This window comes from Pseudomonas sp. UBA5706, assembly GCF_002419965.1.
In the GTDB taxonomy this organism is placed as follows: domain Bacteria; phylum Pseudomonadota; class Gammaproteobacteria; order Pseudomonadales; family Pseudomonadaceae; genus Aquipseudomonas.
The window spans coordinates 42,725-55,768 of record NZ_DIHC01000018.1 but is presented as its reverse complement, the minus strand read 5'-3'; the positions used below and the strand labels follow the sequence as shown (position 1 = coordinate 55,768).

Annotated in this window: 9 protein-coding genes; 4 read left to right on the top strand and 5 right to left on the bottom strand. The window is 59.7% G+C overall.

Going from position 1 to position 13,044, the window contains the following annotated elements; all coding sequences use genetic code 11:
• Positions 1-141: 141 nt before the first annotated feature.
• Together B3I26_RS10185 and B3I26_RS10180 are read right to left on the bottom strand one after the other, a co-directional pair.
• Entirely contained in the window at positions 142-438 is a 297-nt protein-coding gene (locus B3I26_RS10185; protein ID WP_296257553.1) for a winged helix-turn-helix domain-containing protein, read from the bottom strand.
• 49 nt (positions 439-487) lie between these two features.
• The gene (locus B3I26_RS10180; protein WP_296257557.1) at positions 488-943 is read right to left on the bottom strand and encodes a winged helix-turn-helix transcriptional regulator; all 456 of its coding nucleotides are present in this window, start codon (positions 941-943) and stop codon (positions 488-490) included.
• A gap of 136 nt (positions 944-1,079) precedes the next feature.
• Between B3I26_RS10180 and B3I26_RS10175 the strand changes: the two genes are divergently transcribed.
• Together B3I26_RS10175 and B3I26_RS10170 are read left to right on the top strand one after the other, a co-directional pair.
• Positions 1,080-2,333 (top strand): MFS transporter, encoded by a 1,254-nt coding sequence (locus B3I26_RS10175; protein ID WP_296257552.1) that lies wholly within the window; start codon positions 1,080-1,082, stop codon positions 2,331-2,333.
• Positions 2,334-2,427: 94 nt separating this feature from the next.
• The gene (locus B3I26_RS10170; protein WP_296257551.1) at positions 2,428-3,324 is read left to right on the top strand and encodes an EamA family transporter; all 897 of its coding nucleotides are present in this window, start codon (positions 2,428-2,430) and stop codon (positions 3,322-3,324) included.
• Between the two features lie 20 nt (positions 3,325-3,344).
• Here B3I26_RS10170 and B3I26_RS10165 read toward each other — a convergent pair whose 3' ends face one another.
• Both B3I26_RS10165 and B3I26_RS10160 read right to left on the bottom strand, forming a co-directional pair.
• Positions 3,345-3,848 carry a YgjP-like metallopeptidase domain-containing protein gene (locus tag B3I26_RS10165; protein WP_296257556.1) on the bottom strand — a complete coding sequence of 168 codons (504 nt, stop codon included), beginning with the start codon at positions 3,846-3,848 and terminating at the stop codon, positions 3,345-3,347.
• A 54-nt stretch (positions 3,849-3,902) separates the two neighbouring features.
• Positions 3,903-6,044, bottom strand: coding sequence for a putative bifunctional diguanylate cyclase/phosphodiesterase (locus tag B3I26_RS10160; RefSeq protein WP_296257555.1), 2,142 nt, complete (start codon positions 6,042-6,044; stop codon positions 3,903-3,905).
• Between the two features lie 317 nt (positions 6,045-6,361).
• On the opposite strand from B3I26_RS10160, the gene B3I26_RS10155 reads away from it, so the two are divergent.
• The gene (locus tag B3I26_RS10155; protein ID WP_296257550.1) at positions 6,362-7,033 is read left to right on the top strand and encodes a polysaccharide lyase family 7 protein; all 672 of its coding nucleotides are present in this window, start codon (positions 6,362-6,364) and stop codon (positions 7,031-7,033) included.
• Positions 7,034-7,138: 105 nt separating this feature from the next.
• Here the strand turns inward: B3I26_RS10155 and putP are convergent, their stop codons facing one another.
• Positions 7,139-8,623, bottom strand: coding sequence for a sodium/proline symporter PutP (gene putP, locus B3I26_RS10150; protein WP_296257549.1), 1,485 nt, complete (start codon positions 8,621-8,623; stop codon positions 7,139-7,141).
• 337 nt (positions 8,624-8,960) lie between these two features.
• Here putP and putA point away from each other — a divergent pair, with 337 nt between their 5' ends.
• Positions 8,961-12,914: a trifunctional transcriptional regulator/proline dehydrogenase/L-glutamate gamma-semialdehyde dehydrogenase gene (gene putA / locus B3I26_RS10145; RefSeq protein ID WP_296257548.1), complete on the top strand. Its 3,954-nt coding sequence runs from the start codon at positions 8,961-8,963 to the stop codon at positions 12,912-12,914.
• Positions 12,915-13,044 lie beyond the last annotated feature (130 nt).

Sequence of the window (13,044 nt, the reverse complement as noted above, 5' to 3'; positions counted from 1 at the left end):
GATCTGCCGGGGACCGGCAGTAAACCCTGTAAACGCGGTCTGGCAGAATAACCGGGGCCGTCTGGTCTTGCTGCTTGTCCCCAGCAGATCACTGGCATGCCAGGCTCCACCGTCCGGACAATAGCCAACCAACGATAGCGCTCACGGATACCCCAACACCGCCTTGATCTGCCCCAGATGCTCCACAATCCACTGCCTGTCGATCGCTCCCCAGTCGCGAATCTGATATCCACCCGCATGATTGCGCGCACCATCAAGCTGTTCGAATTCACAAATAATATCCAGATCGGCCAGCGCCAAAATGGTGTCCTGCGCTGTACGCCGCGGCATGCCGGTGACGTCGGTCAGGGCCGGAACACTGCTGGCGATGTCACTGTCGATCAGATACGCCACATACAATCGGCGGTAAAAACTGCTCTTGGTCTTGCTGACGTCCATCGTCAAATCCCTGTGAATAAATTTGAGCGGCATGATGACCGCGCGATAATCAGCCGAACCGGGTCACGCGCTGGCGGTGGCAGTCTTGCGGGCCTAACCGCTTGCCGCTGGCAGCGCGAACTTCCAGCATCGTTACCGGCTGATCGTGCTCATTGTCCAACAAGACCGAGTGAGTTTCGCCCTCCTCGAACAGGTGCTGCTCGCCCCACTGGCGCATCGCCACGACCACCGGAAAAATGGACCGCCCCCTCTCGGTGAGGACGTATTCCTTGTAAGCGCTGCCATCCGAAGCAGGCCGCAAATCGAATATTCCCAATTCGACCAGCGCCTTCAAGCGGGAAGCGAGGATGTTTTTCGCCAATCCCAGGTTCTTTTGAAATTCGCTGAAGCGCCGAACATCGTCGAATGCATCTCGTACGATCATTAACGACCAGCGATCGCCAATAGCCTCCAACGCCCTGGCGACGGGGCATTCACTGCTTTGAAGAGATTCCTGCCTGGCCATTGGGTCCACCATTGTCAATTCCACTCGATGCTACATGCATAAGGACATGCCAAAAAACTGGTTGCAGATTAAAACCTCATTTGATAGAACGCAAATGCCGGTCTCAAACAAAACCAGATATCGCCAAGGAAGCGCCATGACCCCACAGCCCGACGCGTCCCTCTCCACTGCCACTCGCAGCCAGGCGAAGCCCCACACCCAAGACCACTCCAACACTCACACATCAGTCTCTTTGTCGCGTGCCCTCACACTTCTGTTTTCGGCAGTCTGCGCCGCGGCCGTCGCCAACGTTTACTTTGCTCAGCCGCTGTTAGGGTCCATAGCGTCAGAGTTGGGCGTCGAGCCGGGCATGATCGGAACCGTGGTCACCGCGACCCAGGTCGGCTATGCCCTTGGGCTGGTGTTTATCGTGCCTCTGGGAGACCTGCTCAACCGCAAGGCGCTGATACTGGCGCACCTCCTGATGTCTGCCGTGGCGCTGGGGCTGGCCGGGACCGCGCAGCATTGGGCGATTTTATTGAGCGCCATGATCTTCGTCGGGCTGTTCGCCGTAGTGGTTCAGATCGTGGTCGCCTATGCCGCGGCCCTCGCGGCCCCGTCTCAACGCGGTCAGGTGGTCGGCACTGTCACCAGCGGCGTCGTGCTTGGCATTCTCCTGGCGCGGCTCGCTTCAGGCCTGATTGCCGACCTGGCAGGCTGGCGCACGGTCTACCTCGGGTCTGCCATTCTGATGCTGGTCATGGCCGCCATTCTTTGCAAAGCCACACCGCCCAGCCGTGCGCCTCGCGTTAACGGCTCCTATCGGGCATTGCTGCTTTCAATGGTCGGCCTGCTGAAAACCGAGCCTACCTTGCGCCTCAGAGGAATGTTCGCGTTGCTCATCTTCGCCGCATTCAGCGTGCTGTGGACCTCGATGGTGCTACCCCTGAGCGCGCAGCCGCTGGCGCTTTCGCATACGCAGATCGGGCTGTTCGGCCTGGCGGGCATTGCCGGCGCCCTTGCCGCGTCCCGCGCTGGCCGCTGGGCCGATCAGGGTTGGGGGCAGCGCACCACAGGGGTCTCGCTGGCGCTGCTGACAGTGTCCTGGCTTGGCACTGCGCAGGTCGAGACGTCGTTATGGGCGCTGATCCTCGGCGTGGTTATTCTCGACTTCGCCGTACAGGCTGTGCACGTCACCAACCAGAGCCTGATATTCGCCGCCCATCCCGATGCGCAAAGCCGGCTGCTGGGGGCATACATGTGCTTCTATTCGGTCGGCAGCGCGCTAGGCGCTGCAGCCGCGACCCAGGTCTACGCCCATTGGGGCTGGTCAGCCGTCTGCCTGCTGGGGGCAGCGATCAGCCTAGCAGCCTGGCTGCTCTGGCTGGCATCGCGAATCAGCCAACCTTGATTGTTGCAGCCCCTGAAGACACTGCTCAGTGCCAGCGAAAACTGGCCGCGGCATCCGAAAAAACCCCGAATCGACCCACTGGAAGCACGCCCCGATGAAAGCCCGTCATCTGCTCCTCGCCATCCTCGTCACGGCCATCTGGGGCCTTAACTTCTCGGTGATAAAGCTGGGCCTGACCTCGGTCGACCCCTTCAGCCTGGCGGGCATACGCTTCGCACTGTGCGCGGTGCCGGCGATCTTTTTCATCGCAAGGCCCGACGTTCAATGGCGCTATATCGTGGGCTACGGTCTGATATTCGGCATTGGCTTGTGGGGCATGGTCAATGTGGGCATCAAGACCGGGTTGTCCGCCGGGATCGCATCGCTGGTGCTGCAGTCCAGTGCCTTCTTCACCATCATGCTGGGCGCTTGGGCGTTCAAGGAACGGATCACGCGTTACCAACTCGCGGGCATCGGCGTCGCGCTGCTGGGTTTGCTGAGCATCATCTTCATTTCGGACGGGTCGGTCACCCTTGCTGGCCTTGCGCTGGTGCTGCTTGGCGCCGTGGCCTGGAGCATCGCCAACGTCATCAACAAGAAAGCCCAAACCCGACAGGTGTTTGCGTTTCTGGTCTGGTCGAGCGCGTTTTCGCCCATCCCGCTGTTCGTGCTCGACTACGTGGTCAACGGCAGCAGCGGCTATGCGGCGCTGGTGAATCAGTTGGACTACCGCGCCGCAGGGTCGATCCTGTTCCAGGTTTACCCCAATACCCTGTTCGGCTATTGGATCTGGAATTCCTTGCTCAAGCACTATCCGGTGTCGACAGTCGCGCCCTTGTCGCTGCTGGTTCCGATCTTCGGCATGCTCGGCTCGATGTTGATTTTCGATGAGCGCCTGTCGTTGATCAAAACCGTGGCCATGGCTCTCATCGTTTCCGGCCTGGCGGTGGGCTTGTATGGGCAACGGATCGTCAAAGCTCTTTGCGGGCACCGCGCGGCCTCGCCAACCTGAAGCAACCGCGGGTTCGACTGTCAGCGTGCGCCTGCTTGCAGGTCACGCCAGGTCAAGTACACGCGCAGGTCGAACTCCAACTGGTGATACCCCGGTTGCATGTGTTCGCACAGTTTGTAAAACGCCTTGTTGTGCTCGCTTTCCTTAAAGTGCGCCAGTTCGTGCACGACGATCATTTTAAGGAATTGAGGCGCAGCCTCCTTGAACAGCGAGGCTACGCGGATCTCCTTCTTGGCCTTGAGCTTGCCGCCCTGTACCCGCGAAACGGTGGTGTGCAACCCGAGCGCGCGATGAGTGAGGTCCAGGCGATTGTCGAACAACACCTTGTCGATGGTCGGCGCGTTGCGCAGGTGCTCCTGTTTGAGCGCCAGCGCATAAGCGTAAAGCGCTTTGTCGCTCTGCACATCATGCCGGCCCGGGTAACGCTGCTCCAGATAGGCACCGAGTTTGTCCTGGGTAATCAGTTGTCGAACCTGATCCTGCAACGAAGACGGATAGGCCTGCAGGTAAATGAGCGGCGTCAGGGTGGAGGAAGTCATGATCGGGTCAGGTGGCTCGAAAGGCGCCAGTCTACCTCCTCAACCCTGATTGAGCAGCGTGTGCATGGTCGGCAAAGTGACAGGCTCGGCAAAACGCAATGCCTCGTCCGGCGTCAACGGATGAGCCAGCAGGAACCCTTGAATGACTTCGCAGCCATTGGCGACCAGCCACTGAAACTGCTCCACGGTTTCGACCCCTTCGGCGATCACCTCGATATGCAGCATGCGGCACAGATCGATAATGCTGCGCGCCACGGCCAGGTCCCGGGGCGAACTCATCATGCCACCGATGAAGTGCCGGTCGATCTTGAGCGTGTCCAGGTCAAGATTCCGCAGATGTGCCAGCGAGCTGTCGCCTGCGCCGAAATCATCCAGTGACACGCGCACACCAATGTCATGCAGGCTCTGCAATTGTTTGCGGCTGTGAACCAGGTTGTGCACCAGCGACGGCTCGGTGATTTCGACTTCCAGCTGCCGAGGTTTAAGCCCATGAATATGGATGGCCCGCTGCAGTTCGGCAGCGAGATTGGGCATGCTGAATTGTGAAGGACTGACGCTGACGCTGACCACCAGCTCGTCGGGGAACACACCGTTCCAACGCTGACGCTGCGCCGCGCCCTGCTCGTAGATCCAGCCTCCCAGTTTGTTGATCAGGCGCGTCTCTTCCAGCAGCGGGATGAACAGGCTTGACGGCACGTCACCGGCATCGGGGTGGTTCCAGCGTAACAGCGCCTCGAAACCTCGCGTGCGTCCGCTCAGCACATTGATTTGCGGCTGATAGACGATGGAGAAGTCCTTGCCGTCGATGGCCGTGCGTACACTTTCTTCGAGCATCAGCCGTGAACGCGCGCGACCATTCATGTATTGATCATAAAAACGGTACTGATGACGGCCCGCGCGCTTGGCCTCATACATGGCGATATCGGCCGCGCGCAGCAGACCGTCCAGGTTGGTTCCGCAATCGGGGTAAATCGCGATGCCGATGCTGACGCCAAGCGTCGCCTCGATGCCGTCGACGTGGCGCCGTACCGAAACCCGATCGATAAGCTTTTCCGCGACCTTGGCGGCATGCTCGGGAAAGTCCAGCCCATCGATTACCACCACGAATTCATCGCCACCCATCCGTGCCAGTACGTCATAAGGCCGCAAACAATCCTTCAATTGCTCGGCGACCCAGATCAATACCTGATCGCCGGCGTCATGCCCCAGCGAATCGTTTACGTGCTTGAACCCGTCCAGGTCCAGGTACAAGACCACCAGGTATTTGCCAGCCTGCTCGTTGCGCAGCAACATGCCTTCGACCGTCTGATAAAAGCCACGCCGATTAAGCAGGCCGGTCAGCGAGTCGGTGACGGCCTGATGTTCGAGCTGGCTGTACAGATCACGCACAACCGACATGTCGAGCACGCTCAGCACCATGGCATTCTGCTCTTCGGGCAGCGGCGCGCAGGACAGCGCGACTGGCACCTGCCGCCCTTCAGGCGTACGCAGAATGGCGTCATGCACCCGATAAGTGTCGGCACGACGATAGTGATGATAGAACCCCGAATCGGTCCACTCGCCGACCGCCGGTTCCTGCAGATAGCACCCCAGACCGGTGCCACGCAATTCGCCGTCGGTCATGCCCAACAGCCGGCAGATAGCCGGGTTGGCGAAACTGATGATGCCGTCTTCGTTGACGACAAGAATGCCCTCGGCCACGTTGGACAGCACCGATGCATTGAACGCCCTCGCCGACTCCAGTTCGCGGCTGAGCTTCTGCAAGGCACGACGATTGTGCTGTTGCTCCAGCAGCGCCTGCACCTTGGGTTTGAGAACGTTAGGGTCGAAGGGCTTGAACAGGTAGTCGACCGCACCACTGGCATAGCCTTTATGGACGGCGTCACGAGACTGCTCGTTGGCTGTCAGAAAGATAATGGGAGTCAGCCGTGTCCGTTGGCTGCCGCGCATCAGGCGCGCGACTTCGAAGCCATCCATATCCGGCATCTGCACGTCGAGCAAGACGATGTCGACGTCAACATCAAGAAGCAGGCTCAGCGCTTCCATACCTGAACTGGCCGTCACGATTTCCCAGTCCTGCCGCTGCAGGACTGCCCGCATCGTGACCAGATTCTCGGGATAATCATCAACCACCAGCAAAATCGATTTGCCACCAGGTGGCAGGGACTGCACGCATTCCATGCTGCTACTCATTACTTCACTGCCTGAGATGAGGGGGCTCCGCCCATGGTCCGAATGGCACTTACTCTAGCCTCGAATAGAGAAAAGTGAAGAGGGCCACCCTTATGCCATCTCAAAAGCTCAACCCTCCCGACTAACGGTCAATGCGTTGAAAGCCCGCCGCAGAATGCTCTGCAGCGGCAGTGCAGGCACATTGATCTCACCCATGGGAACTATTCTCGTTAACAAACAGGGAGTTGCGACGTATAAAACCCAATCCTTCACCCCCTTGAGCCAGACGTGGTGCTGGCAATCAGGCATAACGGACGGCAGATACGATGATTGATTTAGGAACATGGAATCTGAGTATTCCTGTGGGCTCGCCCCCCGCCACCATCGAAACCCAACAACTGCTTCAAGGCTACGACGGCAAATACTTCACCTCCAGCACGTCCAACGTCACCTTCTGGGCGCCGGTGACCGGCACCAAAACCGCGAACGCCAAATACCCGCGTAGCGAACTGCGCGAAACCTGGTCCAACGGCGCGCTGCATAATTGGTACTACCCCGATGCTGACAATTTCCTGAACGCCAAGCTCAAGGTCGTTCAGGTGCCCTCTTCGGGGCGGGTGGTCATCGGGCAGATCCATGTGTACGAAAGCACCCAGCCATTGCTCAAGGTCGAGTATCAATACAAGGAAGCAACAGGGGACGGCGTCATCGTCGCCAAGGTCCGTTTTCACCCTGACGACAGGAAGGCTCGCGTTTTCACCGTTGCCGAAGGCATACCGCTGAATCAGACATTCAAGTACGTCATTCATCTGAACAAGGCGGGGTTGCTCAGCGTCCAGGCCAACGACATGTTCTGGAACGACCGCATCAGCGCGACCTGGAGCAAGCAGCTGTTGTACTTCAAGGCCGGGGTTTATACCCAGGACAACACGGGCTACACCAGCGAGGGCGGCAAGGTGATGTTCTTCAATCTGGATACCGATCACAACGACGGTTGATCGAGCCATCGCACGGTCGCGGCCGAATAAATGCAGGTAACGGCCTTTATGATGCAAAAAGCCCGCGCTGTGGTTAACAGCGCGGGCAGTAATACCGGAAGGGGTTTACCCCGCCTTGTACGCCCTCTCGGCCGACTCGAACCGGGCCAGCATTCCAGGCGTTGGGCCTTTGCCTTGCAAGCTGAATAGCACGATCGCAATACTGGCGAAAATGAACCCAGGGATGATTTCGTACAAGCCCAGCAGCTCGAAATGCTTCCAGACCACCACCGTGATGGCGCCGACCAGAATCCCGGCCAGCGCGCCATTTCGGGTCATGCCTTTCCAGATTACCGAAATCAGCACCACAGGCCCGAATGCAGCGCCGAAACCGGCCCACGCATAACTCACCAGACCCAACACGCGGTTTTCCGGATTGGCAGCCATGGCGATCGCAATCAAGGCCACCAACAGCACCATGGCGCGACCGACCCACACCAGTTCGCGTTGCGAAGCCCCCTTGCGCACAAAGGCCTTGTAGAAGTCTTCTGTCAGCGCACTGGAGCACACCAGCAACTGGCAGCTCAGGGTGCTCATGACCGCAGCAAGAATCGCCGACAACAGCACGCCGGCAACCCAGGGGTTAAACAGGATCTTCGCCAGTTCGATGAATACTCGCTCAGGGTTCTCGCTGACAGGGCCGGCCACATCGGGGTGCGCCGAGAAGTAGGCGATGCCGAAGAAGCCCACCGCGACCGTGCCGCCCAGGCACAAAATCATCCAGGCCATGGAGATGCGGCGTGCCTTGGTGATCGACTTGACCGAATCAGCAGCCATGAATCGTGCCAGGATGTGCGGCTGACCGAAGTAACCCAAGCCCCACCCCATCAAGGAAATGATGCCGATGAAGGTGGTGTTCTTGAGCATGTCGAAATGGGCAGGGTCCTTTGCCTCGATGGCCAGGAACGTCGTATCGATGCCGCCGGTGGCCAGCAGCACGATGATCGGCGTGAGGATCAGCGCGAAGATCATCAATGTGGCCTGCACGGTGTCAGTCCAGCTTACGGCCAGAAAGCCGCCGATGAAGGTGTAGGCGATGGTTGCCGCGGCACCGGCCCATAGCGCGGTTTCGTAAGACATGCCGAAGGTGCTTTCGAACAGCCGAGCGCCCGCGACGATGCCTGAGGCGCAATAGATGGTGAAAAACAGCAGAATCACGATTGCGGAAATCACCCGCAGCAGGCCACTGGTGTCTTCGAATCGGCTGGAAAAATAGTCGGGCAGTGTCAGGGCATCGCCGTTGTGCTCGGTTTGCACGCGCAGGCGACCGGCCACGAACAGCCAGTTCAGATAGGCGCCTACGATCAAACCGATGGCGATCCAGCCTTCCGACAGACCGGACATGTAAATGGCACCAGGAAGGCCCATCAACAGCCAGCCGCTCATGTCTGACGCGCCTGCGGACAACGCAGTTACCACGCTGCCCAGGCTACGGCCGCCGAGAATGTAATCGGAAAGGTTATGGGTGGAGCGATAGGCCATGAGCCCGATCAGGACCATGGCAGCGATATAAATCACGAAGGTGATAAGAGTGGGGTTGCTGACGCTCATTTTGTATCCACGCTTTATGGCGGCGCAGCGGACTGCACCAAAGGGGCGCATCCTAAGTAACGCCTCGCCAGCGGTGCAACCCTGAAATCTTGTTAAGTTGCGCTTTTTATTGGTCAAAATGTAACCAACTGTTCGCCAGACAGTCGCGCATGCTCACGTTACCCCAGATCCCGCAATTTATTACAAAGCTGCACCGCCCTCGGCGTTGAGGTGCCCAAACACGCCCATCGAAATATCATGAAAAATCGGGTTGCACCCGGTTGCACCCAACGTTACGCACAGCTAATCTTGGCGCCAGCTAAAGCCACACCCATCGTGGCTCTTTTGAGGACAAGACATGGCGACCACCACCCTGGGTGTCAAACTCGACGACCCCACACGCGAGCGCTTGAAAGCGGCTGCGCAGTCAATCGACCGGACTCCGCACTGGCTGATCAAACAGGCAATTTTCAATTACCTGGAAAAACTCGAAGGTGGTGCAACCCTCAACGACCTGAACGGCTTAAGTAGCAAGGACGCCGATGATCACGGCGATCTACCGGTCGAGACAGCTCATCAGGCATTCCTGGAATTCGCGGAAAGCATTCTGCCGCAGTCGGTACTACGCGCAGCGATCACGTCAGCGTATCGCCGCCCTGAACCCGAAGTCGTGCCGATGCTCCTGGAACAGGCCCGCCTGCCTGCACCTATGGCCGATGCCACTCACAAGCTAGCCGCCTCGATTGCCGAAAAGCTGCGTAATCAGAAGAGCGCGGGTGGCCGTGCAGGCATCGTGCAGGGCCTGCTTCAGGAGTTCTCTCTGTCGTCGCAGGAAGGCGTCGCGCTGATGTGCCTGGCCGAAGCGCTGCTGCGTATTCCGGACAAAGGTACCCGTGATGCACTGATCCGCGACAAGATCAGCACTGGCAACTGGCACCCGCACCTGGGCAACAGCCCTTCGCTGTTCGTCAACGCCGCCACTTGGGGCCTGTTGCTGACCGGCAAACTGGTGAGCACGCACAATGAGGCCGGCCTGACATCCTCGCTGAGCCGCATTATCGGCAAGTCCGGCGAGCCGATGATCCGCAAGGGCGTCGACATGGCCATGCGCCTGATGGGCGAACAGTTCGTCACCGGCGAAACCATCGCCGAGGCCCTGGCCAACGCCAGCCGTTTCGAAGCCAAGGGCTTCCGCTACTCCTACGACATGCTGGGTGAAGCCGCGCTGACCGAGCACGATGCGCAGAGATACCTGGCCTCTTACGAGCAGGCCATCCACTCCATCGGCAAGGCGTCTCATGGCCGCGGCATTTACGAAGGCCCGGGCATTTCCATCAAGCTTTCCGCCCTGCACCCGCGTTACAGCCGCGCGCAATACGAGCGTGTGATGGAAGAGCTGTATCCGCGCCTGTTGTCACTGACCCTGCTGGCCAAGCAGTACGATATCGGCTTGAACATCGACGCCGAAGAAGCGGATCGTCTGGAGCTGTCACTGGATCTGCTCGAACGCTTGTGCTTCGAACCGCAGCTTACCGGATGGAACGGCATCGGGTTTGTGATTCAGGCCTATCAGAAGCGCTGCCCATATGTGATCGACTACGTAATCGATCTGGCTCGACGCAGCCGCCATCGCCTGATGATCCGTTTGGTGAAAGGCGCCTACTGGGACAGCGAGATCAAGCGCGCTCAGGTCGAGGGCCTGGAAGGCTATCCGGTCTACACACGCAAGGTGTACACCGACGTTTCCTACATCGCCTGCGCCCGCAAGCTGTTGTCGGTGCCAGAAGTCATTTACCCGCAGTTCGCCACTCACAACGCTCACACCCTGTCGGCTATCTACCACATCGCTGGTCAGAACTATTACCCCGGCCAGTACGAGTTCCAATGCCTGCACGGCATGGGTGAGCCGTTGTACGAACAGGTCGTAGGCAAGGTTGCCGACGGCAAGCTGAATCGGCCGTGCCGCGTGTACGCTCCGGTCGGCACTCACGAAACGCTGCTGGCCTACCTGGTGCGTCGCCTGCTGGAAAACGGCGCCAACACCTCGTTCGTCAACCGGATAGCCGACCAGGCGATTTCGATTCAGGAACTGGTCGCCGATCCGGTGTCCAGCATCGAGCGCATGGCCACGCAGGAAGGCGGCTTCGGTCTGCCGCACCCTCGCATTCCGCTGCCGCGTGACCTCTATGGCAGCGAGCGCGCCAACTCGGCCGGCATCGACATGGCCAACGAACACCGCTTGGGCTCGCTGTCCTCGGCGCTACTGGCCACTGCGCATAACGACTGGAAAGCCATTCCGATGCTGGGCAGCCAGGTCAGCGCAGGGGCTGCGACGCCGGTGCTGAACCCATCGGACCTGCGCGATGTGGTAGGCCACGTTCAGGAAGCCAGCCTGGAAGATGTCGACAACGCTTTGCTCAGCGCATTGAGCGCAGGCCCGATCTGGCAGGCCACGCCTCCTGCGGAACGGGCGACCATTCTCGAGCGCGCCGCTGACCTGATGGAAGCTGAGATCCAGCCGCTGATGGGGTTGCTTGCACGTGAAGCGGGCAAGACCTACGCAAACGCCATCGCCGAGGTGCGTGAGGCCGTGGACTTCCTGCGCTATTACGCAGTGCAGGCGCGCAACGATTTCAGTAACGACGCTCACCGTCCGTTGGGGCCTGTGGTGTGCATCAGTCCTTGGAACTTCCCATTGGCGATCTTTAGTGGCCAGGTTGCCGCTGCATTGGCTGCCGGGAATCCGGTGCTGGCCAAGCCTGCCGAGCAGACGCCACTGGTCGCCGCTCAGGCCGTACGCATTCTGCTCGAGGCCGGCATCCCTGAAGGCGTGGTGCAACTGCTGCCGGGCCGTGGCGAAACCGTAGGTGCGCGACTGGTCGGTGATGATCGCGTCAAAGGCGTGATGTTCACCGGCTCCACCGACGTCGCTCGGCTGCTGCAACGCAATATCGCCGGACGCCTGGACTCCCAGGGTCGTCCGATCCCGCTGATCGCCGAAACCGGTGGTCAGAACGCAATGATCGTCGACTCCTCCGCGTTGACCGAGCAGGTGGTCATCGACGTGGTGTCCTCGGCGTTCGACAGCGCCGGTCAGCGTTGCTCGGCACTGCGTGTGCTGTGCCTGCAGGAAGACTCCGCCGACCGCGTCGTCGAAATGCTCAAAGGTGCCATGGCTGAAAACCGCCTGGGCAACCCGGAACGTCTGTCGGTGGACATCGGCCCGGTGATCGACGCCGAAGCCAAGGCCGGCATCGAGCAACACATTCAGGCCATGCGCGACAAAGGCCGCAACGTTTATCAGGTGGCCATCGCCGACAGCGAGGAAATCAAGCGCGGCACCTACGTGATGCCAACCCTGATCGAGCTGGAAAGCTTCGATGAACTGCAACGCGAAATCTTCGGTCCGGTCCTGCACGTGGTGCGCTACAAGCGCAGAGAGCTGGACCAACTGATCGATCAAATCAATGCATCGGGCTATGGCCTGACCTTGGGCGTGCACACGCGCATCGACGAGACGATTGCCAAAGTGATCGACTCGGTCAACGCAGGCAACATGTACGTCAACCGCAACATCGTGGGCGCGGTGGTCGGGGTTCAGCCGTTCGGTGGCGAGGGCCTGTCGGGGACCGGTCCGAAAGCCGGCGGGCCGCTGTACCTGTACCGCCTGCTGTCAACCCGACCGGCCGATGCAGTGCAGAAGTCGTTCGCCCAGCGCGATGGCGCTGCCACGCCAGACACCCGTCTGCGCGACAACCTGATCAAACCGCTGACGGCGTTGAAAGCCTGGGCCACGAGCCAGCAGCAAGTGGAACTGGAAGCGGTGTGCACGCAATTTGCCGAGCAATCCCAAAGCGGCATCACTCGCCTGCTGGCCGGCCCGACCGGCGAGCGCAACAGCTACAGCATCCTGCCGCGTGAACATGTGCTGTGCCTGGCCGAAGATGAAGCGGACCTGCTGACTCAACTGGCTGCTGTTCTGGCAGTGGGCAGCACAGCGATCGTACCGGACAACGAAGTAAGCAAGCCGCTCTACAAACGTCTGCCCAAGGAGGTTCAGGCGCGGATCAGGCTGGTGGCTGACTGGAGCAAAGACGACGTCGTTATCGAGGCTGTCCTGCACCATGGTGACTCCGACCAACTGCGCGCAATCTGCGAGCAGGTCGCACAACGCAGTGGCGCCATCATCGGCGTCCACGGCCTGTCCAAAGGCGAGACCGGCATCGCGCTGGAGCGTCTGGTGATCGAGCGCGCATTGAGTGTGAATACTGCTGCAGCGGGAGGTAATGCGAGCCTGATGACGATTGGGTAATTCGCACTAAAGCGGCCCTCCCTGTGGGAGCGACTTCATTTGTGATGGGTGTACGGACGATAAATCGATATCGGATGTACCGGCCGCTCGCGAATGAATCGCTCCCACAGTCTTTTCATAGGCAGCCAAT

What these genes read in the sequence shown, in the direction of transcription:
- B3I26_RS10185 (WP_296257553.1), bottom strand. Translation starts at nt 438, where the DNA reads ATGGACGTCAGCAAGACCAAGAGCAGTTTTTACCGCCGATTGTATGTG.
- B3I26_RS10180 (WP_296257557.1), bottom strand. Translation starts at nt 943, where the DNA reads ATGGCCAGGCAGGAATCTCTTCAAAGCAGTGAATGCCCCGTCGCCAGG.
- B3I26_RS10175 (WP_296257552.1), top strand. Translation starts at nt 1,080, where the DNA reads ATGACCCCACAGCCCGACGCGTCCCTCTCCACTGCCACTCGCAGCCAG.
- B3I26_RS10170 (WP_296257551.1), top strand. Translation starts at nt 2,428, where the DNA reads ATGAAAGCCCGTCATCTGCTCCTCGCCATCCTCGTCACGGCCATCTGG.
- B3I26_RS10160 (WP_296257555.1), bottom strand. Translation starts at nt 6,044, where the DNA reads ATGGAATGCGTGCAGTCCCTGCCACCTGGTGGCAAATCGATTTTGCTG.
- B3I26_RS10155 (WP_296257550.1), top strand. Translation starts at nt 6,362, where the DNA reads ATGATTGATTTAGGAACATGGAATCTGAGTATTCCTGTGGGCTCGCCC.
- putP (WP_296257549.1), bottom strand. Translation starts at nt 8,623, where the DNA reads ATGAGCGTCAGCAACCCCACTCTTATCACCTTCGTGATTTATATCGCT.
- putA (WP_296257548.1), top strand. Translation starts at nt 8,961, where the DNA reads ATGGCGACCACCACCCTGGGTGTCAAACTCGACGACCCCACACGCGAG.